Origin of the sequence: Klebsiella sp. C283 (assembly GCF_048822555.1) — a bacterium.
Lineage (GTDB): Bacteria > Pseudomonadota > Gammaproteobacteria > Enterobacterales > Enterobacteriaceae > Klebsiella > Klebsiella quasipneumoniae.
The window spans coordinates 447,953-470,192 of the sequence record NZ_JBMEZS010000003.1 but is presented as its reverse complement, the minus strand read 5'-3'; the positions used below and the strand labels follow the sequence as shown (position 1 = coordinate 470,192).

Below are 22,240 nucleotides of genomic sequence, written 5' to 3'. Positions count from 1 at the left end.
AAATTTACCTCGCGGTTACACCAGACAAAAGCGCGTTTTCTCGCCCGCGTTGCCGAGTGATAACTTGCCAATTGTAACCATCAACTCTAAGTTGCTTAACAATTACACAACCTTTTTCACATCAGGTTGCACCCTGCACGCACAGAGTGACACCTGACCTTTTACCGTGGCGGGAGAACGTTTCGTAATGAGCAATCCAGAAAGCAACACTGCATCCATTCTGCAGAAAAACAAGAAGGTCCTGATCGCGAGCCTGACCGGCAGCGCCATCGAATGGTTCGATTATTTTCTCTATGGCACCGCCGCCGCGCTGGTGTTTAACAAAATCTTCTTTCCGATGGTCGACCCGGTCATCGGCCTGATCCTCTCCTGGCTCTCCTTTTCGCTCACCTTTTTTATCCGCCCCATCGGCGGGGTCATTTTCGCCCACATCGGCGATCGCATCGGTCGCAAGAAGACGCTGGTGCTTACCCTGTCGCTGATGGGCAGCGCCACGGTGGCCATTGGCCTGCTGCCCACCTACGAGATGGTGGGCCTGTGGGCGCCCGCCCTGCTGATTACCCTGCGCATTATTCAGGGCATGGGTATCGGCGGCGAATGGGGCGGCGCGCTGCTGCTGGCCTACGAATACGCCCCGGAAAAGCGGAAAGGCTTTTTCGGCAGTATTCCTCAGGCCGGCGTGACCATCGGCATGCTGATGGCGACCTTTATCGTCTCGCTGATGACCCTGTTCGATGAGGCGCAGTTTCTTGCCTGGGGCTGGCGCATTCCGTTTCTGCTCAGCTCCGTCCTCGTTTTCCTCGGCCTGTGGATCCGCAAAGATATCGACGAAACGCCCGCCTTTAAGCAGGTGAAACAGTCTGGCCAGGTGGCGAAGGCTCCGCTGCGCGTGACGCTCAAACACCACTGGCGGGAGGTGCTGATCGCCGCGGGTCTGAAAGTGGTGGAGACCGCCCCCTTCTATATCTTCTCTACCTTTGTGGTCAGCTACGCCACTACCACCCTGAGCTATCAGAAGTCGCAGGCGCTGGAATCCGTCACCCTGGGCGCGCTGGTGGCCACCGTGATGATCCCGCTGATGGGGCTGTTGTCCGACAAGGTGGGCCGGCAAAAGATGTACACCCTGAGCGTGGTGCTGCTGGGGCTGTTTATCGTTCCGTGGTTCCTGCTGCTCGACACCGGCACCAGCTGGGGCATTATGCTGGCGACGATCGTTGCCTTCGGCATCCTGTGGGCGCCGGTGACCGCGGTGCTGGGTACCCTGTGCTCAGAGATTTTCAGCGCCAATGTGCGCTACACCGGGATCACCCTGGGTTACCAGCTGGGCGCCGCGCTGGCCGGGGGCACCGCGCCGCTTATCGCCACCGGTCTGCTGGCGAAATACGATGGTGACTGGCGACCGGTGGCCATCTACCTGGGCGTTACGGTGGCGATTTCGCTGCTGGCGATATTCTGCGCCAGCCGGATGAAATCCGTCCCTGGCGCGGCGCGCCCCCGGGCGGAAAGCACCTAACCGCAGCCGGTCCGGGTCGACCATCCTGCCCGGCGGCGCTGCGCTTGCGCGGGCCTACAGGGAGATCGCGCCACGCGGGAAACCGCTCATCCCAGGCTCAGTAAGACAGTAGGCCCGGTAAGGCGCCAGCCGCCACCGGGCAGTAAAGCTGCTGCGAAGCCGACTATCCCGCCCGGCGGCGCTGCGCTTGCGCGGGCCTACGGGGGATCATACCGCGGGTGAAACTACACCCTTCCGGGTCCGGTAAGCATCCAGGCCCGGTAAGGCGCCAACCGCCACCGGGCAGTAAAGCCGCTGCGGAGCCGAGTATCCCGCCCGGCGGCGCTGCGCTTGCGCGGGCCTACAGGGAGATCGCGCCACGTGGGAAACCGCTCATCCCAGGCTCAGTAAGACAGTAGGCCCGGTAAGGCGCCAGCCGCCACCGGGCAGTAAAGCTGCTGCGAAGCCGACTATCCCGCCCGGCGGCGCTGCGCTTGCGCGGGCCTACAGGGGGGATCATACCGCGGGTGAAACTGCACCCTTCCGGGCCCGGTAAGCATCCAGGCCCGGTAAGGCGCCAGCCGCCACCGGCCAGACAAACGAGAACAACGGCTAAGACGAGTTGTAGCCGGCCGCCAGGGCCGGCGGGTGTCAGGCGCTCTGATTGTCCAGCTGAAGCTGCCCCTCGCGCCGCTGCTTCAGCTTCCAGAAGGCCCACAGCGCGATAAACCACAGCGGAGAAGCCAGCAGCGCCAGCAGCGTGTCCGGGTCAAAGATCATGATGAAGATGGCGAACGCGAAGAACAGCAGGCTCACCCAGCTCATCGCCACGCCAAAGGGCATCTTAAAGATCGAACCGGCGTGCAGGTCCGGACGCTGACGGCGATAAACCAGATACGCCACGAGGATCATCCCCCAGCTGAACACCACCATAATCGCCGCCAGGGTCGAGACGATGGTAAACAGGGTCATCACATTCGGCACCAGGAACAGCAGCAGCGTACCGATCAGCATACAGAAGCAGGAAAACAGCAGGCTGCGCACCGGGATGCGGGTGCTGCGCGACAGAATGCGGAACTGCCAGTGCGCATGCTTCTCCACCGACAGGCCGTACAGCATGCGGGTGCTGGAGAAGACCCCGCTGTTGGCCGAGGACATCGCCGAGGTCAGCGCCACGAAGTTAATCACCGCCGCCGCCGCGGGCAGCCCGGCTTTGGCAAACAGCGTCACGAAGGGGCTGGTCTCCGCCGACACTCCCGGCCAGGAGGCGACAGCGATGATCACCACCATCGACAGCAGATAGAAGATGATAATCCGCAGCGGCAGGGCATTGATCGCCTTGGGCAAAATGCGCTGTGGATCACGGGTCTCCGCCGTCATCGTCCCCAGCAGTTCAATGCCGGTAAAGGAGAAGATCGCTATCTGGAAGCCGGCGAAAAAGCCGGTGATACCGTGAGGCATAAAGGCCGTCGGGTCGGTGAGATGGCTCAGAGAAGCCGTCACGCCGTCCGGAGAGGTCCAGCCGGTGGCAATCATCCAGCCGCCGGTGGCGATCAGGGCGATAATGGTGATCACCTTGATCAGGGCGAACCAGAACTCCGCCTCGCCAAACATTTTCACCGACAGCAGGTTGAGCAGGAACAGGATAGCCAGCATGCTGAGGGCCGGCATCCACGCCGACAGCTCGGGGAACCAGTACTGCATATAGCTCCCGCACACCACCACGTCGGCGATACAGGTCACCACCCAGCTCAGCCAGTAGGTCCAGCCGAGATAAAAGCTGGCCTGCGGTCCGAGATACTCGCCGACAAAGTCGGCAAACGAGCGGTAGTCATGGCGGGTGAGCAGCAGCTCCCCCATCGCCCGCATCACCATATAGGTAAAGAACCCGACCAGCACATAGATAACCAGAATCGAGGTGCCGGCGACGGCGATGTTGCGCCCCGCCCCCATAAACAGCCCGGTGCCGATGGCGCCGCCGAGGGCGATCATCTGGATATGGCGGGCGCCAAGCCCGCGCTTAAGCTGTGACGCGCCTTCACCTCCGGCGGCAGATGGCGCCTGATGTTGATGTTCAGTCATGGTGTTTCCTCAGGCTGGTTGCGGGAGGCGAAGCGCCGCGGCGCGGAGCAGCAGCCCGGCGCGCTGGCCGGTGGCGACCCCGGCATTGGGAAAGAGGATATAGGGGGCCCGGGCCTGCACCACCCACCGTTTCTCTGCCTGGCGGGCGATCTCATACCCTGCCGGGAGCGCGGTGAAGTTCTCGACGTTGGCCGCCAGATTGAGCGTAAATTCCCCTTCGCGCTTGATGATGCTCTCCTCGACCAGGAAGTAATCCACCGGCGCTTTGTCGCGCGTGGGCAGCGGCGCGTCAGAAATCCAGGCCCGGATCGCCGCGTCGGCGGCGGCGAACAGGCTGAGATCGTTGGCGCCGAACGGCATCACTTTTCCCAGCTCAAGGGTGGCGCTTTGCGCGGCGAACTTTTCGCAGGTGAAATGAGTGAAGGTGCCGCCCGCTTCGGTATGGCGCACGATGGCGTCCATCCCGCTGGCCTGCAGCAGCTGGTAGAAGCCGGGCGAAAAATCCTCCGCGTGGGCCGGGAGCAACGCAAACTGGCGATACAGCGACCCGCGAATGGCGGTATGCATATCGAGATGGCTGCGGCTGACCGGCCCCGCCGCGTCGGCGGCGCGATAGAAGGCTTGCACCGCCTGCTCGAGGGCAAAAGCCCGCCGCGACTCATTGCCCGGGGAGACCGCCAGATGGCGGCCGCCGAACAGGCGATTGAGGTCGTTGTGCAGATAGCGACGCGCGGCGCGGATCGCCGGCAGGTTACCAAAGACGATCAGCAGCGCCTGGGTGAGCGGCTGCCGCCCCTGGCTCAGATCGTGGGTCAGCTGCAGCAGCAGCTCGGTCGGCGCGGTCTCATTGCCATGGACGCCAGCGGAGAGGATCGTCGCCAGACGCCACGGCGTGGACGGCAGCAGCTGCAGGATGCCCTCGCCCAGCCAGCGGGCCTCGATGTCCGCCGGAAAGGTCCACTCCTGCAGGCGGCAGTGCAGTAAATCGTTAACCAGACGCTCCATCTGCCGCTCCTTAACGCTGAAAATCATAGACAGGGCCCAGACGCAGGATCTGCGTCAGCTCATCCAGCGCCTGATAAACCTCGCGCAGCAGCTGCGGGTCCGCCAGATCGCGGGCGTGCAGCCGGTCACGGTAGTGTTTTTCCACCCACGCCGTCAGCTGCTGGTAACGCTCGTCGTTCATCAGGCTGTGGGCGTTGACCGCGTCGCGCTCCGCCTCGTTGAGCACCACCCGCAGCCGCAGGCAGGCCGGGCCGCCGCCGTTGCGCATGCTTTCCCGCAGGTCAAAAACCGCCACTTCATCGATCGGCGAGGCACTCTCGGCCGCCAGGTCGCCCAGGTAGCGCCAGACGTTTTCCCGCTGCCGGCACTCCTCTGGCACCACGATCAGCATCTTGCCGTCGGGTTTGCTCAGCAGTTGGCTGTTGAACAGATAGGAGGCCACGGCGTCATCGAGCGACACCCGCTCGTCCGGCACTTCCACGCTGGCAAACGGGATATCGAGACGGTCGCTTTTTGCCCGCAGCGTCGCCAATACTGTCGACTGATCGACAAACGCCTGCTGATGGTGGAACAGCACATGGCGATTGCTGACCGCGATAACGTCGTTATGAAACACGCCGCGATCGATAGCCTGCGGCGCCTGCTGGGCAAACACCGTATAGCGCGGATCCAGCTGGTGCAGACGGGCCACCGCTTCGCTGGCCTCCAGGGTCTGCCGCGCCGGATACTTCACCGGGGCGATGCCGCCGCTGGCGCGTCGACCGTAGACAAACAGCTGCACGCCCTGACGATCGTACTCCCGGCAGAAGCGGTTATGGTTGGCCGCCCCTTCGTCGCCGAGGTCGCCATGCTGCGGCAGCGCCGCGTGATGGGCGAAGTAGCGCGGATCGGCGAAGGTGGCGCGCAGGATCGCCGAGGTGGTGGGCGCCTCCTGCATGCGGTGCAGCTTATTGTTCAGGTTGGCGACAGTGAAATGGACTTTGCCATCGGCGCTGTCCGCCGACGGCGAAACGGTCGCCGCGTTGGCGGTCCACATCGACGAGGCGGAGCTGAAGGCGGAAAGCAGCTGCGGCGCCGCCTGGGCCGCCTGGCGGATGACCTGCTCATCGCTACCCTCGAATCCCAGGTCGCGCAGCAGGCGCAGGTTCGGCCGCGGCTGCGGCGGCAGGATCCCCTGCACGAATCCGCGGTCGGCCAGGGCTTTCATTTTATACAGCCCCTGCAGCGCCGCCTTTTTAGGGTTAGAGAGACCATCGCGGTTATTTTGCGAGGCTTCATTGCCGACGGAGAGTCCGGCGTAGTGGTGCGTCGGGCCGACCAGGCCATCAAAGTTAGCTTCAAAACCAGACATATGTCCTCACAGGATCCGTTATCAGAATGGCAGGCCCGGCGATACGTTCGCCGGAAGCGTCAGCGTGTCGCTGACCAGAGAGGCCATCGGCCAGGCACAGTAATCGGCGGCGTACCACGCTGCCGCCCGGTGGTTGCCGGAGGCGCCCACCCCGCCAAACGGCGCTTTACTGGAAGCGCCGGTCAGCGGCTTGTTCCAGTTGACGATCCCGGCTCGCGCCTCGTCCGCCAGCTGGTCAAACTGCGCCGCATCGCTGGAGATCAGCCCCACGGCCAGGCCATAGCGGGTCTGGTTGGCGAGGCGAATCGCCTCCGGGAAGTCGTCGTAACGGATAACCGTCAGCAGCGGACCAAAGTACTCTTCATCCGGCACGTCGATACCGGTGACGTCGATGATCCCCGGGGTCAGCACCGTGGAGTGCGGGTCGGGCTGGCGCATGCGCAGCAGCACCTTGCCGCCGAGCGCCTCCAGTTTCTGCTGCGCCGCCAGCATGTTCTGCGCCGCCTCAAGGGAAATCACCCCGCCCATAAACGGCGCCGGCTGGTCATCCCATTTCCCGGCGCGGATCTGCGCGCTGGCCTCCACCAGTCGCCGCAGCAGCGCATCCCCCTGCTCGCCGCGCTGAACGATCAGCCGGCGCGCGCAGGTGCAGCGCTGTCCGGCGGAGATAAACGCCGACTGGATAATCACATGCAGCGCCGCATCGACATCGGCCACGTCGGCCACAATCAGCGCGTTGTTGCCGCCCATCTCGAGGGCCAGCATCTTCTCCGGCTGACCGCCGAAGTAGCGATGGAAGTGGAAACCCGCCGCCGCGCTGCCGGTGAACAGTACGCCGTCGATATCGCGGTTTTCCAGCAGCGCCTGGCCGGTGGCTTTCCCGCCCTGCAGCAGGTTAATCACCCCGTCGGGGACGCCCGCCTGCTGCCACAGCTGGACCGTCAGTTCCGCAGTGGCCGGCGTCAGCTCGCTGGGTTTAAATACCACGGTGTTACCGGCGATCAGCGCCGGAATGATATGCCCGTTGGGCAGATGGCCCGGGAAGTTGTAGGGACCGAAGACCGCCATCACGCCGTGCGGCTTATGGCGCAGCTGCGCTTTACCGTCCGGCAGGGTCGACTCGTGAAAGCCTGTCCGCTGGTGATAGGCCTCGACGGAGATGGCGGCTTTGCCGATCATCGCCTGCACTTCGGTGCGGGTCTCCCACAGCGGCTTGCTGGTCTCCCGGGAAATCAGGGTCGCCAGCGCCTCTTTGTGCGTCTCCAGCAGCGCGGCGAAACGCTGGACGACGTCAATACGCTCGGCCAGCGGGCGGTGCGACCAGGGATAAAACGCCGCCCGCGCCGCGGCACAGGCCGCCTGGACGTCGTCGGCCCCCGCGCTGGCCGCCTGCCACAGCAGAGATTGATCCTCCGGGGCCAGTTTACTCATCGTAGCGCCGCTGCCCGGCTGCCACTGCCCGGCTATGAACTGTGCTTTTACCGCCATGATCTGTTTTCCTCTGGGTTCAGGGTTACCGTGTAAACGCGGTCGGTTTCAGTGACCTGCAGCGCATCCAGCGCGGCGGCGTCCAGTGAGACCTGCTCTTCGTGGGCCACCAGCAGCGCCCGAAAATTGTCGAACTGACCGTTGGCGACCAGGGTCGGCGCCGACAGCGTGCCCGTCAGCTGCTGAGCCGGCAGGCACTGGCAGTCGCGCACGGCGCGGATCTGATCGGTCTCCGCCTCCAGCACCGGACCGGCATCGAAAATATCCACCGAGCCGCGCCAGCTGAACCCCTCTTTCTCGAGGATCGCCCGCGCCGGGGCGGTGTTGGGATGCACCTGACCGATGACCCGACGGGCATTCTCCGGCAGCAGCGAGATATAGATCGGGTACGCCGGCATCAGCTCGGCAATAAAGGTTTTCATGCCGGTGCCGGTCAGCCGGTCGGCATCGGCGAACGGGATCTCGAAGAAGTGATGGCCCAGCGCATCCCAGAACGGCGACTGCCCTTGCTCATCGCTGCAGCCGCGCAGTTCGGCAAACAGGTGCGGCGAAAACCACTCGCGGAAGGCGGCGATAAACAAAAACCGCGCCTTGGAGAGCAGCAGACCGTTGCGGTTGCGCTGATACCCGGGGTCGAGAAACAGCGTACACAGCTCGCTGTGACCGGTGTGGTCATAGCTCAGATTGAGCAGCTCCTGAGGCTTATAGACTCCCAGCGCTTTCGAGGCGCGAACCGTTTTCTGAATGCGAAAATTGTAAAACGGCTCGTCCAGGCCCACCGCCACCTCAATGGCGCTGACCCCCACCACCCGCTCCAGCGCGGTGTCTTCCAGCACAAACAGAAAGCCTTGCTGGCCGCGCGGCAGCGCGCCGGCGAAGGTGTCAATGCTGCGGCGTATCCGGGCGGCCAGGCGCCCGGCATCATGGGGTAAAGAGGTCATGCCGACCCCCGCCCGCGCGGCAAGGCGGACGATGTCGTCAAGATCGTTTTCCCTTACGGGACGAAATAGCATCACAGGCCGTCCTCCCGGTTAGCGGGTTAAGCGGGCAACGGCGCGATCAAGGCGCACGAAGGCTTGCGCAATATCCGCCAGCGGGATATTGAGCGCCGGCGCGAAGCGCAGCACGTCCGGACCGGCAATCAGGGCGATCACCCCCTCTTCCGCCGCCAGGTTGGTCAGGGTTTTGGCCTTCCCGCGCAGCGGTCCGGCCAGCTCGGCGCCGATCAGCAGACCGGCGCCGCGCACGGCGCTGAACGCATCGTAGCGGGCAGAGAGGGCATTCAGCTGGTCGACGATCAGCGCATGGCGCTCGCCGACCCCCGCCAGCAGCGGCGCATCCAGATGGGCCAGCACGGCGTTGGCGACGGTCGCCGCCAGCGGGTTACCGCCGAAGGTGGTGCCATGGGTGCCTGGCTGGAAGACCTGCGCCCAGGCCTCTTTCGCCAGCATCGCGCCGATCGGGAAGCCGCCCCCCAGCCCTTTGGCGCTGGTGAGGATGTCCGGGACGACGTTGTAATGCTGGTAGGCGTAGAGATGGCCGGTACGCCCGGCGCCGGTCTGCACCTCATCGAATATCAGGGTGGCGTGATGGCGATCGCAGAGGGCGCGCAGCGCCTGGAGGAACGCCGGGTCCGCCGGGATCACCCCGCCTTCGCCGATAATCGGCTCGACGATCACCGCGCAGGTACGTGAGGAGATCGCCGCGGTGACCGCCTCGATATCGTTATAGGGCAGATGGGTAATGCCCTGCGGCAGCGGCGCATAATCGCTGGAATATTTCGGCTGGCCGCCGACGGAGACGGTGAACAGCGTGCGGCCATGGAAGGCGTGGTTGAAGGCGATGATTTCGCTTTTTTCACCGCCGAACTTATCGTGGGCATATTTCCGCGCCAGCTTAAGGGCCGCCTCATTCGCTTCAGCGCCGGAGTTGCAGAAGAACACCTTGTCGGCAAAGGTGGACTGCACCAGGGTTTTCGCCAGCTGCAGCACCGGTTCGTTGGTATAGCCATTGCCGATATGCCACAGTTTCGCCAGCTGACCCTGCAGGGCCTCAGCCAGCGCCGGGTGGGCATGGCCGAGGGCGTTCACTGCGATGCCGCCGGCCATATCGATATACTCTTTCCCCTGCTGGTCCCAGACGCGGGAGCCCGCCGCCCTCACCGGAATAAACGGCGCGGGGGCAAAACAGGGAACCAGGTAAGCGTCAAAATCTTCGCGAGTCATACTGCCTGACATCATTCATCTCCGGAACGTAAGACGACGGAAAACGCTCCCGCCGCGTTGGACAATCGACATTAACCCTGACCCTCGGCTTATTTTGGGCACGAGCGCGCCCGCTGCGATGGTAAAAATATTCACCACAGAAAAGTTAAGCCCTATTATTTTTACGGGTATTTGTTAATTCATGGTTAACGCCATGTTGTTGTGTGGGCTAATGCTGGCCTGTGAACAATAAGATTGTCAATATGGGGAAACGCAATTTATTCACTTTTTGAAGATCATCAAGATAATGAAAAACATAGAAAAAATATTTTCTTATGCACTTAAGTGAATAAAAAGTGAATTAAAATGCACAGCTTGCGGGTGGTTCTCGTGCGTAGTTATTCACTTAAAAAATAAAATTTCTAACAAAAATTTAAAAATCGGAATTGCCGTCAAATACCGCTTTATAAAATTGGTGATACCATTCATTGCACAGAGTTTACTGCTGTAGCTATTCCACGGTTTTACACGACATAAATAACACTGAGAAACAGGACTCTTATGGAAAAGTTATCTTACGCATCTGAAAGTAGTACATCTCCATGGACCACCTACCTGCGCCAGATCGACCGTGTCGCGCCTTATCTCGGCGATCTTGCCTACTGGGTGGAAACCCTGCGCCATCCGAAGCGTGCGCTGATCGTCGACATCCCTGTGCAGATGGACGACGGCACCATTCGCCACTTCGAGGGCTATCGCGTTCAGCACAATCTTTCGCGTGGGCCGGGTAAAGGTGGTGTTCGCTACCATCCTGATGTTGATCTTAACGAAGTCATGGCACTTTCTGCCTGGATGACCATTAAGTGCGCCGCGGTCAATATTCCTTACGGCGGGGCCAAAGGCGGCATCCGCGTCGACCCCTTCTCGCTGTCGGAAGGTGAACTGGAACGCCTGACTCGCCGCTATACCAGCGAAATCGGCATTATCATCGGGCCGCAGAAAGATATTCCGGCGCCGGACGTTGGCACCAACGGCAAAGTGATGGCGTGGATGATGGACACCTACTCCATGAACCATGGCACCACCATCACCGGCGTGGTCACCGGCAAGCCGATCCACCTCGGCGGCTCCCTCGGTCGTGAAAAAGCCACCGGACGCGGCGTGTTCGTCACCGGCCGGGAAGTGGCCCGTCGCGCCGGCATCGAAATTGAAGGCGCTAAAGTGGCGCTGCAGGGCTTTGGTAACGTCGGTAGCGAAGCGGCGCGCCTGTTCGCCGGCGTCGGCGCCCGCGTAGTGGTCATTCAGGATCACACCGCCACCCTGTACAACGAAGGCGGGATTGATATGGCCGCCCTCACCGCCTGGCAGGCGGAGAAAAAGCAGATCGCCGGTTTCCCGGGCGCCCAGGAGATCGATAAAGAGGCGTTCTGGACCACCCCGATGGACATCCTGATCCCGGCGGCGCTGGAAGGGCAAATCACCCGCGAGCGCGCTGAGAAGCTGAGCTGCAAACTGGTGCTGGAAGGGGCTAACGGCCCAACCTATCCGGAAGCGGACGATGTGCTGGCCGAGCGCGGGGTGATCGTGGTGCCGGACGTTATCTGCAACGCCGGCGGGGTGACCGTCAGCTACTTTGAGTGGGTGCAGGACATGGCCAGCTTCTTCTGGAGCGAAGAGGAGATCAACGCCAAGATGGACCGCATCATGACCGACGCCATTATTCACGTCTGCGATAAAGCGGCCGAGAAAGAATGTACCCTGCGTACCGCCGCCTATATCGTGGCCTGCGAGCGCATCCTGATGGCGCGTAAAGACCGCGGCATCTACCCGGGCTGATCCCCGTCAGGGAGCGAATCAGGGGTGGCATTGCGCCGCCCCTTTTTTTTGCCGTCGCGCCGTCAGCCGCCGGTGGACCACAGCACTGGCCATCCCCGACGCTGCGCCTCCGCCAGCAGCCCCGGAGAGGGATTCACCGCGCAGGGGTGGCCGACCGCGGCGAGCAGCGGCAGATCCGAGATATGATCGCCGAAGGCGTAGCATGCCGCCAGCGGCTGGCCCTGTTCCTGCGCATAGCATTGGGCATGCGCCGCCTTGTGTTCGCCGATGGCGGTCCGCCAGAGCTCGCCGGTATAGCGGTCATCCACCACGACCGGCTCTGAGCACAGGGCATGCTCCACCCCCAGCGCCGCCATCGCCGGCCAGAGAATGTCGGTCATCGACCCGGAGACAAACACCACGTCATCCCCCCGCGCCTGGTGCTGCCTGAGGCGCGCCACCACCTCGCGGTGAAAACCATATCCGCCTTCGCGATACAGGCTCTCGGCGACCGCCCGCACCCGGGGGCGCGACTCGTGGCGAAACAGCGAGTAATAGTAGCGGTTTATCGCCTCCCGCGGCTGACCCGCTTCGCTGAGCGCCTGCAGCTGCCGGACAATCGCCGCGGCCGTCAAACCGCACTGCAGCGGATATTCCGCGGCATAGCGGTGCAGAAACAGGAACATACTTTTGCCGGTAATCAGCGTTTCATCCACATCAAAAAAGGCGATGCTCATCCCCGTCCCCCTGCTCAATACTGACCAGATAATGTTGATGGCACTGCGCCGCCTGCTCGCACTCTTTGCGAGTGATGTAGTTAAGGTCATAGACGCTGAAGCTAAAGCCAACTTCCGCTTTGCGGGTGCCGGTCTGGTCAAACCCCACCGAGCATTCACAGGTAAAGCGGCCATGGGCTGAACTTTTGCGCGACACCACGTTGAGGACAATGGTCACCGGCAGCGGAAAAACAAAGCAGGAAAAGGCCACCTGCAGCGAGCTCAGGGTAAAGTACTTCTCCGCCATCGCCACGCCGGCCTCCGCCAGCAGGAATTTTTCCGTGGTGGCGATGATGGTCTGCCGCGCCGCCTCGATCAGCACCATCCCCTGAATATGTTGCCCGGTCTGGTGGTCGCAGAGCAGCTCCGAGGCATCCTGCAGGATCAGGCGCGCGCAATAGCTATCCTCATCGCGTTTTTCCGGCGAGGTGATGAGGATATTCGCTTTTTTACGTTTATGTACCAGCCGCTGATGATCGCGATTGTTTTGATAATAGAGATCCTGCAGATTGACGATCTGGCGCATTGTGTCCGGGTAGTGCTGACGAATAATGCAGATGGTGCGGGAGATGTCGTCGAGCTGTACCCCCTGACCGATAACGATTTTATCGACGCCAGCCAGCTCGCCGCTCCAGACAAACCGCTCAAACTCATTCACCGTCAGCACATTCTCATGCCGCCGGGCAAAATCGGTAAATTTCTCACCCACCACAATTAATTTTTCCATGGCGCTTGTCTCCTCAGATCGTTTTCACCAGTAACGCAATCCCCATCCCGCCGCCGATGCACAGCGACGCCAGGCCGGTCGGTTGATTCTCCCGGCGCAGCGCGTGCACCAGGCTGACCACAATCCGCGTCCCGGAACTGCCCAGCGGGTGGCCGAGAGCGATCGCGCCGCCGTGGACGTTCAGCCGGGAAGCAATCTCCTCCTCCGTCATCTGATGCGCTCTGGCCAGTCCCTTGACCACCCCCAGCACCTGCGCGGCAAAGGCTTCGTTGATCTCCAGCCGGGCCATATCGCTGAGCTGAAAACGCCCGCGGCGCAGGGCGCACGCTATTGCCGGCAGCGGGCCAAGCCCCATCATGGACGGGTCGACGCCGCCCTCGCCAAAGGAGACAATCTCCGCCAGCGGCTGCAGGCCATAGCGGGCAACGGCACGCGCCGACGCGAGGATCACCGACGCGGCGCCATCGTTCAGCCCGGAGGCATTGCCCGCCGTGACGCTGCCGTCAGCGCGAAAGGCCGGTTTCAACGCCGCCAGCTGCTCGGCGCTAAGATCATGGCGGATCGGCTCATCCTCGCGGACCGTGCTGACGCCCCACTTCGCGCTGACCGTCACCGGCACCATCTCATCGGCAAAATAGCCGGCGCGGCTGGCGGCGGAGGCTTTGTGATGGCTCTCCAGGGCATATTGGTCCTGCGCCGCGCGCGAGATCTGCTCCTGCGCGGCGATGGCCTCCGCCGTTTCCCCCATCGGGATCTGCAGCAGCGGATCGGTTAATCCGTCGCGCTGGATCACATCCTCACTGCTGAACGCGCCGAATTTCATCCCGCCCCTTATCTCTCCCCGCAGCAAAAACGGCGCCTGACTCATATTTTCCATTCCGCCGGCGACCACCAGGTCGGCATAACCGCTCTGGATATGGATCGCCCCTTCGGTCAGGCTTTTCATGCCGCTACCGCAGATCATATTCAGGGTGTAAGCCGGCTTTTGCACCGGGATCCCCGCCCGCAGCGCAACCTGACGCGCCGGTCCCATCCCCTGCCCGGCGGCAAGGACGCAGCCGCAGATCACCTCATCGATCCACGCCGGGTCAATGCCAGCCTGCTGCAGGTTGTGCCTGACGGTGAGCGCGGCCAGCTCCACCGCGGAGACCGTTTTCAGGGCGCCAAGAAAGCGCCCCACCGGCGTACGGCAGGCCGCGACGATATAGACTTTGTTCATGATTATTCCATTACGTAGAGCGAGGAAAGATACTGCCGTGTCCCGGCTTCGCTGCCGGTAAAGCCCACATAGCCATCGGGATTGACCACCGCATAGTCATCTGGGCCGATCTGTAGCGCTTCGAGAAACGCCTCGTCCGCCGGTTCGAGGGGGCAGAATATAAACCAGCCGGCCTGCTTCAGGCGGGACATAGGAGGACAAGCGGCGCGGGCGGAAAAGATCACCACCTTACCGCTGGCGAAGACGTCATAGCTGTTGCGAAACATCGCCTGCGGCGAGGCAAAAACGTACCAGGGAACATGGTGCCCTGCCAGGCCGTCCGGGTGCTGCGCCTGCGTTGCGGTGAAACCGGCGTACTGCAGCGGCAGCTGGTGACGATAGTAGTGACGGTTGCAGAACTCCGGAAAGTAGACCCCGTCGATATGATTTCTCGGCACCAGACCGGCAATCAGGCCGGTATCGCGATCGGTGGAGCGAAGCACGCCGCTCACCGCCGCGAAGCGCTGGGCGCGATAGGACGCCGGCAGTCGGTCAGTGGCCACGCCGTGCAGATAGAAAGCCAGCTTCCAGGCGAGGTTCACCGCATCCTGGACGCCGGTGTTCATCCCCTGCCCGCCAATGGGACTGAACAGGTGGAAGGCATCTCCCGCCAGCATAATATGATGCTGCAGATTGTCATCGGCGATGCGGTTATAGAAATTGGCGCTGGAAGACCAGGTGAGCGTCTGCGCCGGCGGCACCTGAGGGCAGTAGCGCGCCAGCGCGACGTTGATCTCCTGCAGGTCCGGCACCGGACGCGGCGTCGGCAGGCGCCCGGCTTTTTTAATCACGATCCTGACCTGATTGTCTGGCATGGGCAGGAAAATCAAAAAGCCCTGCTCATCAATATGGTAGGAGGTTCCCGGGAGCGCCGCCGCGCGGTCGAATTGCACGTCCGCCATCACAAAATGCAGCGGATAGTCATGACCGCTAAAGCCGATCCCGGCCAGCTCGCGGACGGTGCTGGCCGCGCCGTCGGCGCCGATAATATAGTCATAAGCGGCGGAACAGGCCCGGCGGGCATCGTCGAGCAGGGAGACGTGATAGCGTTCCCCCTCCCGGCGCCAGGAGACCAGCTGGTGCCCACGTTTGACCTCCCGCCCGGCGTCGGCCAACGCCGTTTCGAGGATCTTCTCCGTCCGCGGCTGCGGGATACTGACATGGAAGGGGTAGCAGGTGGCGAGTCGGCGGTTATCGATATGCAGAAATTTGCGGTTTTTATAGTAAGCGTAGACTGACTGAACCTGCTTTCCCTGGGCGATCAGTTCCCCGGCAAGGCCTAAGCCGTGGAAGGCTTTAATGGTCGCCGGACTGACGCTCAGCGCTTTGGACCAGGTGGTACTGTGGGTATTTTTATCAATGATATCAAAATCAATTCCATACTTATTCAGATAGCAGCCAATGATTAACCCTACCGGGCCGGCGCCAACAATGAGTACTTTTTTCACGATCGAGCCTCTCTGTATGCCCCGTGCGGGGCATACGCGTGTTGCCTGGGTGTAGGGTGATTAGGGATAGATATCATCGGCCAGACGACGATCGCCGGCGACATTGCAGATATGCCAGTAGGGGTATGGTTTCTCTTTCTCGCTCACGCTGTTGAGGATCGCCGTCTCCTCGTCGCTCAACGTCCAGTTCAGCGCCGCCAGGTTATCCTCCAGCTGGGCCAGTTTGGTCGCGCCGATCACCAGCGAAGCGATCCCCGGACGGGTACGCAGCCAGTTGAGCGCCACCTGCGCGACGCTGGCGTTGCGCTGGCGGGCAATCTCCTGCATCACCTCCAGGGTCTGCCAGGCCTGCTCGCGGTTGGCGATCGGCGCGGATTCGAACGGCGTGGCGTTCGCCAGGCGACTGCCCTCGGGAAACGCCTGATTGCGTGGGTATTTGCCGGTGAGAAAGCCCCCGGCCAGCGGGCTCCAGACGGTGATGCCGACGTTCTGATCGACGCTGAGCGGGATAATCTCATGCTCCAGTTCACGCGCGGCGATATTGTAATAGCCCTGATAGACGCAGAATTTCTCCAGCCCAAGGCGCTCCGAGATCCCCAGCGCCTTCGCCAGCTGCCAGGCCGCGTAGTTGGAGACCCCGATATAGCGAATTTTCCCGGCGCGGATCAGCGTATCCAGCGTGCGCAGGGTATCCTCCAGCGCGGTGCGCGGATCGAACCCGTGAAGGTGATAGATATCGATATAATCGGTCTTCAGCCGCTGCAGGCTGGCCTCAACGGCATTGATGATATGGTAGCGCGACGCTCCCAGCGCGTTCGGGTTGGGGTCGGTTTGCCAGCGTCCTTTGGTGCCAATAATCACCTGCTGGCGTCTTCCCTTCAGCGCGTTGCCGAGCAGCTCTTCGCCCTGGCCGTTCTTATAACAGTCCGCGGTATCAAAAAAGTTAATCCCGGCGTCCAGCGCTTTGTACACCAGATCGTAGGCCGTCTGCTCAGGCACCACGCCGAATTCCGACCAGTTGCGCCCCGGCGCGCCGAGAAAGGCCCCTTTCTCGCCAAACGTCATGGCGCCAAAACAGAGCTCCGAAACCGACAGCCCGGTGGAACCTAAATATCGATACTTCATGCTTGACTTCCTTTTAAAGGTGACAACGTCACACTAGCGATAACCCATCCGCTGGCGGTCAGGCAAGCACCGGCCAGGGGAATGTGCGAGAGAGAAACGCCGGAGGCGAGCAGCAGCCCACCAAACCAGGCGCCGCCGGCATTGCCGAGGTTAAAGGCGGCGATATTGCACGAAGAGACCATGCTTTTGCCGCTCTCACTGCTGTCCAGGGCCTGCATCTGCAGCGGCGGAATGGTGGAGAACATCGCCGCCCCCAGCAGAAACACCGCCGCGCAGGCGCCGGGCAGCGTCTGAATCGCCCACGGAAAAAGACACAGGACGACGCTCAGCAAGGCGAGAGTTAGCAGCAGCGCCCGGCGGACGCCGCCGTCGGTCAGTCGGCCGCCAAGATGATTCCCGGCGACCATCCCGACGCCGAACAGCATCAGCACCGGCGGAATAAGGTGGTCGCTCATCCCGGTGACGGTTTTCAGCATCGGCGCGATGTAGGTGAAGGCGGCGAAGACGCCGGAGAACCCGAGGGCGGTGATCAGCAGGCTGCGCAGCACCGCGGGATGGCGGAGCACCTTCAGCTCATCGCGGATCCGGCTCTGGGCCGACGGCTGCGCCTGACGGCCAGGCACCAGGGCGATCACCGCCAGGGCGGAGAGAATGCCGATCAGCGTAACCATATAGAAGGTATAGCGCCAGCCAAGGTACTGCCCCACCCAGGCGCCGAGCGGCACGCCCAGAATATTGGCCAGGGTGGCGCCGAGAAACACAGCGGAAACCGCCGAAGCCCGTTTATCCACTGGCGCCAGCTCCGCGGCATAGACCGAGCTTATTCCGAAGAACGAGGCGTGAGCGAACGCAGTTATTACCCGGGCAATAATTAGCATGGTCATATTACCGGCGATCGCGCAGCCTAAATTTCCAATGGAAAATAAGATCATTAAAAATAACAGCGCCGGTTTTTTGCGATAACGGCTTAATAGCGGCGTCAGCAGCGGCGCGCCAATCACCACCCCACAGGCATAAGCGGTAATAGACCAGGCGGCGAGCGTAATGGATATATGAAAGTCATGGGCCACATCGAGTAATAAACCCATAATAACAAATTCGGTGGTGCCGATACCAAATGAACCCACGGAAAGCGCATACACCGCCGCAGGCAATCCCGCCGGACGGGAAACAGCAATAGTCATAAGTTACCTTATCTCCCGCCAGACCGGCGGGAGGAGCGTATTCAGAAGATTATTTATCGATTAAATTAAAGTCGCCCTGGTTATAGCGTAATCCGGCGACGTTTTCGGGAGCGAAAATATGATCGATGGCGAGAATATCCTCAGGGGAGAGCATAATATCGGCCGCAGCGGCATTATCGCGCAGATGGTTCATTTTTCGCGCCCCGGGGATCGGCACGATATCTTCCCCTTTGCTCATCACCCAGGCGAGGGCCATCTGCGCCAGGGTGGCCTCGTAGCGGCTGGCGACCTGCTGCAGACGGTCGAGCAGTTGCTGGTTTTTGCGCATGGTTTCGGCCTGGAAGCGCGGCAGATTGCGACGAAAATCATCGGCTGCGAAGACGCCGGGATCGGTGATCTGGCCCGTCAGGAAGCCGCGGCCCAGCGGACTGTAAGGGACAAAGCCCACGCCCAGCTCGCGGCAGGCCTTGAGGATGCCGCCCTCCGGCTCACGGGTCCATAGCGAGTATTCCGTCTGCACCGCGGCGATCGGATGCACCTTGCAGGCCCGGCGCAGCGTCTGGGCTGACACTTCCGACAGCCCGATATGGCGAATTTTACCCTCTTTGACCAGGTCGGCCATGGTGCCCACCACCTCTTCCACCGGCACCGCGGGATCGACGCGGTGCTGATAGAGCAGATCGATGGTCTCGATATTCAGCCGCTTCAGCGACCCTTCCACCGCCTCGCGAATATGTTCCGGACGGCTGTCGACGCCGGCCATCCGCTCCAGCCCCTGGCCGGTCGGCAGAATACGAAAGCCAAATTTGGTGGCAATCTGCACCTTATCGCGGATGCCTTTAATCGCTTTCCCAACAAGGACTTCATTGTCAAAAGGCCCATACACTTCGGCGGAATCCAGGAAGGTCACCCCCATGTCCACTGCGGCATGGATGGTATTTATCGCCTGCGACTCCTCAGCGCCGCCATAGGCGAAACTCATTCCCATACACCCGAGACCCAATGCGGAAACCTGGAACTTCTCTTTTCCGAGATAACGTGTTTTCACCTTATTTTCCTTACGTGCTGAATGTTATTAAATATATACTTCCCTTTTACATTGATAACAATTAATCTATTCCGAACGCGGTGTTAGCTGGAAATTAACAATGAAAACGTTGCCTGATTTGCAACAAATTGAAATATTAATACTCATAGTGAAACATGGCAGTTTTCGGCAAGCTGCCAGAGCATTAAATCTTTCACCGCCGGCCCTCACCAGCGCTATTAATCATCTGGAAGAAAAATTAGGCGTGCGCCTGCTCAATCGCTCGACGCGCAGTTTGTCTTTAACCGCAGTGGGTGAGGAATTTCTTAATAATATGACGCCGGTGGTGAATGATTATCGCCGGGTGGTCGACAGTCTGAATTATCACCGTCTGACCCCGGAAGGGGTGGTGAAAGTCAATTTACCGCGCATTGTTCTCGACCTTTTCTTTCAGCGCTATTTTATTGCTTTTAAAACCGCCTATCCTGACGTGACGCTGGAGCTGTTTACCACCGATCGGAAAGTGAATATTATCGAGTCCGGTTTTGACGCTGGCATTCGCTATTCCCGGGACGTGCCCAAAGATATGATTGCCATCCCCTTTGGCGAGAAGCTGTCGCTGATCCCGGTGGCCAGCCCGAACTATCTCCACGAGGCCGGTGCGCCCGACACCCCGCAGTCGCTGGTCAATTTCCGCTGCATTAACCGCTGTTTCCCCAGCGGCGAAAAGTACCGGTGGGAATTTATCAGCCCCGACGGCGAGCCAGGCGAAGTCGCCGTCAAGGGCGATCTGGTCGTCGATTCCGATACGGCGATGATCCAGGCGGCGGAGAGCGGACTGGGGATCGCCTTTGTCTATCAGTCGCTGGTGTCCGCGCAACTGAACGCCGGCAGCCTGGTTCGCTTATTACCCAGCTACCGCTACCCGGCGGATCATTTCTGCGTCTACTATCCGAGTCGCAAACATATTCCCGCGCCCCTGCGCGCTTTTATCACTTGGGTGATGGCGCAGAATAAGAGCATCCTCCATGAGTAAATGGCCTGAGGCGGTATCCTCCTGTCGCCACAATAAACGCACACACCGTTAACCATTTTTTATCCTTTCCCTTGAATTCCGCCGGTTATCAGACATAAAATCGTTAGAGCTCTAACGATTTTGGCAGACGACCTATGGACCATCGACAGCTTAGCTTCTCCCATCTTTTATATCTGACCGCCCATCACTGGCGGCTGGCGGTTAATCGTCGGCTGAAAAACCTCGGCCTCAGCCAGGCCAGCTGGGTGGCGGTCGCCGCCATCGCCCGCCACCACCAGCCGCTGTCGCAAAGCGAACTGGCGCAGGAGCTGGGAGTGGAGAGCCCAACCATTGTGCCGCTGATCAACCGCCTGGTGGCCCTCGGTCTGGTGGAGCGCGTCACCACCGACCGCGATAAACGCAAGCGGCTGCTGGTGGTCACCGACCAGGGGCAGGCCCTCTTCGAGCAGGTCAAAACGGTGGCGGACGATCTGCGTGAAGAGATCCTGACGGCGATCACGCCGCAGGAGCGGGAACAAACTCAGCGGGTGCTGGAAAAGCTGTTGCGCGAAGTGGAGAAGAAATAATGCCCCGTCGCCAGAGTAACCCCTACGTCCCTCATGACTGGGCGCCGCATGAAAAACCGGCCCTGCTCGGCTCGCCATCGACGCCGCTGCACAGTCCGGCGAAGCGCCTGGCCTACGGGGTGGTCGGGCTGCTGGTGTGCCTAACCGGCGCGCTGGGCAACGCGGTGGTCACCGCCAATCTGCAGCTGCTGCAGGGCACCTTCGCCGCCTGGTCGACGGAGATCGCCTGGCTGCCGGCGGTGTATGTCATGACCAACGTCTCCATTAACCTGCTGCTGGTGAAATTTCGTCAGCAGTTCGGGCTGCGCGCCTTTACCGAAGGCTTTCTGGTGCTCTATGTGCTGGTCACCTTCTTTCATCTGTTCGTCAACGATCTCAGCTCGGCGCTGATGGTCCGCGCCGCCCACGGCATGGTGGCCGCGGCGCTCAGCTCGCTGGGGATCTACTATCAGGTGCAGGCCTGGCCCGCACGCCACCGCCTCAAAGGACTGACTATCGGTATCACCGGCTCGTCGCTGGCCATTCCGCTGGCGCGCCTCTTTTCCACCGAGCTGCTGCAGATCGATGAATGGCGCGGGCTCTACTTCTTTGAGCTGGGGCTGGCGCTGGTGTCGCTGGCCTGCGTCATCGCCCTGAAGCTGCCGCCGAGCGATCGTAAAAAGGTGTTCGAGAAGAAGGATTTTATTACCTTCTTCCTGCTGGCCCCCGGCATGGCGCTGGTCTGCGCGGTGCTCTCGCTGGGGCGGCTCGAGTGGTGGTTCGAAGCGCCGTGGATCGGCTGGTCGCTGGCCGCGGCGGTGGTGCTGATCGTCGCCGCCATCGCCTTTGAGCATAACCGCAGCAATCCTCTGCTCAATACCAAATGGCTCTCCAGCGGCAGTATCCTGCGCCTGGGTCTGATTATGCTGCTGATCCGCATCGTGCTGGCGGAGCAGAATACCGGGGTGATCGGCTGGCTGCAGTACGTTGGCCTGCAAAACGAACAGATGACCAACCTTGCATGGTCAATTTTCGCCGGCATTCTGTGCGGGATCATCGCCAGCTGCCTGACGCTTAACCCGCAGAAGCTCTACTGGCCGACCGCCACCGCCCTGGCGCTGATCATGGTGGCCTCGCTGCTCGACAGCCAGTCCAACGCCCTCACCCGTCCGGAACAGCTGATGTTCAGCCAGTTTTTGCTTGGCTTCGGCAGCGCCTTCTTTCTGGCGCCGGCGATGCTCGCCGGCATTGGCGGGGTGTTCGCCGATCCGCGCAACCTGGTCAGCTTCTCGGTGCTGTTCGGCATGAGCCAGAACATAGGCGGTCTGCTGGGGTCGGCGATACTCGGCACCTTCCAGACCTGGCGGGAGAAATTTCACTCCAGCCAGCTGGCGGACCAGATCACCACGCTCAACCCGCTGATCGTCGAGCGGCTGCAGCAGTACAGCCAGATGTACCAGAGCCAGATCGGCGACAGCACGCTGCTCAGCGTCCAGGCCACCACCCTGCTGCAAAACGCCGCGACGCTGCAGGCCAATATTCTCGCCTGGAATGACACCTATCTGCTGACGGCGGCGATCTCCGCCGGGACGTTAGTGTGGGTTTTCTGGCGCTTAATTCGCTTACGATTGACCGCCCGTATCGCCTTAAAACGCGCCACCGGCAACAAATAATTAT

At 61.3% G+C, this 22,240-nt stretch carries 18 protein-coding genes and 1 pseudogene; 6 read left to right on the top strand and 13 right to left on the bottom strand.

Annotated elements, in window-relative coordinates:
* Nucleotides 1-187 precede the first annotated feature (187 nt).
* The gene (locus ACOI7Z_RS07955) at nucleotides 188-1,513 is read left to right on the top strand and encodes an MFS transporter (protein WP_087849865.1); all 1,326 of its coding nucleotides are present in this window, start codon (nucleotides 188-190) and stop codon (nucleotides 1,511-1,513) included.
* A gap of 630 nt (nucleotides 1,514-2,143) precedes the next feature.
* Here ACOI7Z_RS07955 and ACOI7Z_RS07950 read toward each other — a convergent pair.
* From ACOI7Z_RS07950 to ACOI7Z_RS07925, 6 genes are read right to left on the bottom strand one after another with little or no spacing between them, the layout of a single operon-like run.
* Nucleotides 2,144-3,574 carry an amino acid permease gene (locus ACOI7Z_RS07950; protein WP_032452677.1) on the bottom strand — a complete coding sequence of 477 codons (1,431 nt, stop codon included), beginning with the start codon at nucleotides 3,572-3,574 and terminating at the stop codon, nucleotides 2,144-2,146.
* Nucleotides 3,575-3,583: 9 nt separating this feature from the next.
* On the bottom strand, nucleotides 3,584-4,579 hold the full coding sequence (gene astE, locus ACOI7Z_RS07945) for a succinylglutamate desuccinylase (RefSeq protein ID WP_087849864.1): 996 nt from the start codon (nucleotides 4,577-4,579) through the stop codon (nucleotides 3,584-3,586).
* A 10-nt stretch (nucleotides 4,580-4,589) separates the two neighbouring features.
* Nucleotides 4,590-5,930: an N-succinylarginine dihydrolase gene (gene astB, locus ACOI7Z_RS07940; RefSeq protein WP_087849863.1), complete on the bottom strand. Its 1,341-nt coding sequence runs from the start codon at nucleotides 5,928-5,930 to the stop codon at nucleotides 4,590-4,592.
* A 21-nt stretch (nucleotides 5,931-5,951) separates the two neighbouring features.
* Entirely contained in the window at nucleotides 5,952-7,418 is a 1,467-nt protein-coding gene (gene astD, locus ACOI7Z_RS07935) for a succinylglutamate-semialdehyde dehydrogenase (RefSeq protein WP_086075404.1), read from the bottom strand.
* A complete protein-coding gene (gene astA / locus ACOI7Z_RS07930; RefSeq protein WP_420702129.1) occupies nucleotides 7,409-8,431 on the bottom strand; it encodes an arginine N-succinyltransferase in 1,023 nt (340 codons plus the stop codon). The genes astD and astA overlap by 10 nt, the downstream gene beginning before the upstream one ends.
* Nucleotides 8,432-8,449: 18 nt before the next feature.
* Nucleotides 8,450-9,655 carry a bifunctional succinylornithine transaminase/acetylornithine transaminase gene (locus ACOI7Z_RS07925; protein WP_023289479.1) on the bottom strand — a complete coding sequence of 402 codons (1,206 nt, stop codon included), beginning with the start codon at nucleotides 9,653-9,655 and terminating at the stop codon, nucleotides 8,450-8,452.
* A 169-nt stretch (nucleotides 9,656-9,824) separates the two neighbouring features.
* Here ACOI7Z_RS07925 and ACOI7Z_RS07920 point away from each other — a divergent pair.
* Nucleotides 9,825-9,971: pseudogene (locus ACOI7Z_RS07920) on the top strand (hypothetical protein).
* 212 nt (nucleotides 9,972-10,183) lie between these two features.
* The gene (locus ACOI7Z_RS07915; RefSeq protein WP_023289478.1) at nucleotides 10,184-11,458 is read left to right on the top strand and encodes a Glu/Leu/Phe/Val family dehydrogenase; all 1,275 of its coding nucleotides are present in this window, start codon (nucleotides 10,184-10,186) and stop codon (nucleotides 11,456-11,458) included.
* A gap of 62 nt (nucleotides 11,459-11,520) precedes the next feature.
* On the opposite strand, the gene ACOI7Z_RS07910 is transcribed toward ACOI7Z_RS07915, so the two are convergent.
* The 7 genes from ACOI7Z_RS07910 to ACOI7Z_RS07880 are packed head-to-tail and all read right to left on the bottom strand — an operon-like array spanning nucleotide 11,521 to nucleotide 19,003.
* Nucleotides 11,521-12,174 (bottom strand): HAD family hydrolase, encoded by a 654-nt coding sequence (locus ACOI7Z_RS07910; RefSeq protein WP_087849862.1) that lies wholly within the window; start codon nucleotides 12,172-12,174, stop codon nucleotides 11,521-11,523.
* The gene (locus tag ACOI7Z_RS07905) at nucleotides 12,155-12,940 is read right to left on the bottom strand and encodes an AfsA-related hotdog domain-containing protein (RefSeq protein ID WP_023289476.1); all 786 of its coding nucleotides are present in this window, start codon (nucleotides 12,938-12,940) and stop codon (nucleotides 12,155-12,157) included. Before ACOI7Z_RS07905 ends, ACOI7Z_RS07910 begins: the two co-directional genes overlap by 20 nt.
* Before the next feature lie 13 nt (nucleotides 12,941-12,953).
* Nucleotides 12,954-14,159: an acetyl-CoA C-acyltransferase gene (locus ACOI7Z_RS07900; RefSeq protein WP_087849861.1), complete on the bottom strand. Its 1,206-nt coding sequence runs from the start codon at nucleotides 14,157-14,159 to the stop codon at nucleotides 12,954-12,956.
* A 2-nt stretch (nucleotides 14,160-14,161) separates the two neighbouring features.
* A complete protein-coding gene (locus ACOI7Z_RS07895; RefSeq protein WP_087849860.1) occupies nucleotides 14,162-15,646 on the bottom strand; it encodes an FAD-dependent oxidoreductase in 1,485 nt (494 codons plus the stop codon).
* A 60-nt stretch (nucleotides 15,647-15,706) separates the two neighbouring features.
* Complete coding sequence (locus tag ACOI7Z_RS07890; protein ID WP_087849859.1) at nucleotides 15,707-16,771, bottom strand: aldo/keto reductase; 1,065 nt, start codon at nucleotides 16,769-16,771, stop codon at nucleotides 15,707-15,709.
* On the bottom strand, nucleotides 16,768-17,955 hold the full coding sequence (locus ACOI7Z_RS07885) for an MFS transporter (RefSeq protein ID WP_023289472.1): 1,188 nt from the start codon (nucleotides 17,953-17,955) through the stop codon (nucleotides 16,768-16,770). Before ACOI7Z_RS07885 ends, ACOI7Z_RS07890 begins: the two co-directional genes overlap by 4 nt.
* Before the next feature lie 49 nt (nucleotides 17,956-18,004).
* On the bottom strand, nucleotides 18,005-19,003 hold the full coding sequence (locus ACOI7Z_RS07880) for an aldo/keto reductase (protein ID WP_023289471.1): 999 nt from the start codon (nucleotides 19,001-19,003) through the stop codon (nucleotides 18,005-18,007).
* Between the two features lie 100 nt (nucleotides 19,004-19,103).
* Between ACOI7Z_RS07880 and ACOI7Z_RS07875 the strand changes: the two genes are divergently transcribed.
* The 3 genes from ACOI7Z_RS07875 to ACOI7Z_RS07865 all read left to right on the top strand — a co-directional run bounded on the left by ACOI7Z_RS07875 (nucleotide 19,104) and on the right by ACOI7Z_RS07865 (nucleotide 22,236).
* Nucleotides 19,104-20,018 (top strand): LysR family transcriptional regulator, encoded by a 915-nt coding sequence (locus ACOI7Z_RS07875; RefSeq protein ID WP_087849858.1) that lies wholly within the window; start codon nucleotides 19,104-19,106, stop codon nucleotides 20,016-20,018.
* Nucleotides 20,019-20,152: 134 nt separating this feature from the next.
* Nucleotides 20,153-20,584 carry a MarR family winged helix-turn-helix transcriptional regulator gene (locus tag ACOI7Z_RS07870; RefSeq protein WP_048297412.1) on the top strand — a complete coding sequence of 144 codons (432 nt, stop codon included), beginning with the start codon at nucleotides 20,153-20,155 and terminating at the stop codon, nucleotides 20,582-20,584.
* A complete protein-coding gene (locus ACOI7Z_RS07865; protein WP_087849857.1) occupies nucleotides 20,584-22,236 on the top strand; it encodes an MFS transporter in 1,653 nt (550 codons plus the stop codon). Before ACOI7Z_RS07870 ends, ACOI7Z_RS07865 begins: the two co-directional genes overlap by 1 nt.
* Nucleotides 22,237-22,240: the final 4 nt, after the last annotated feature.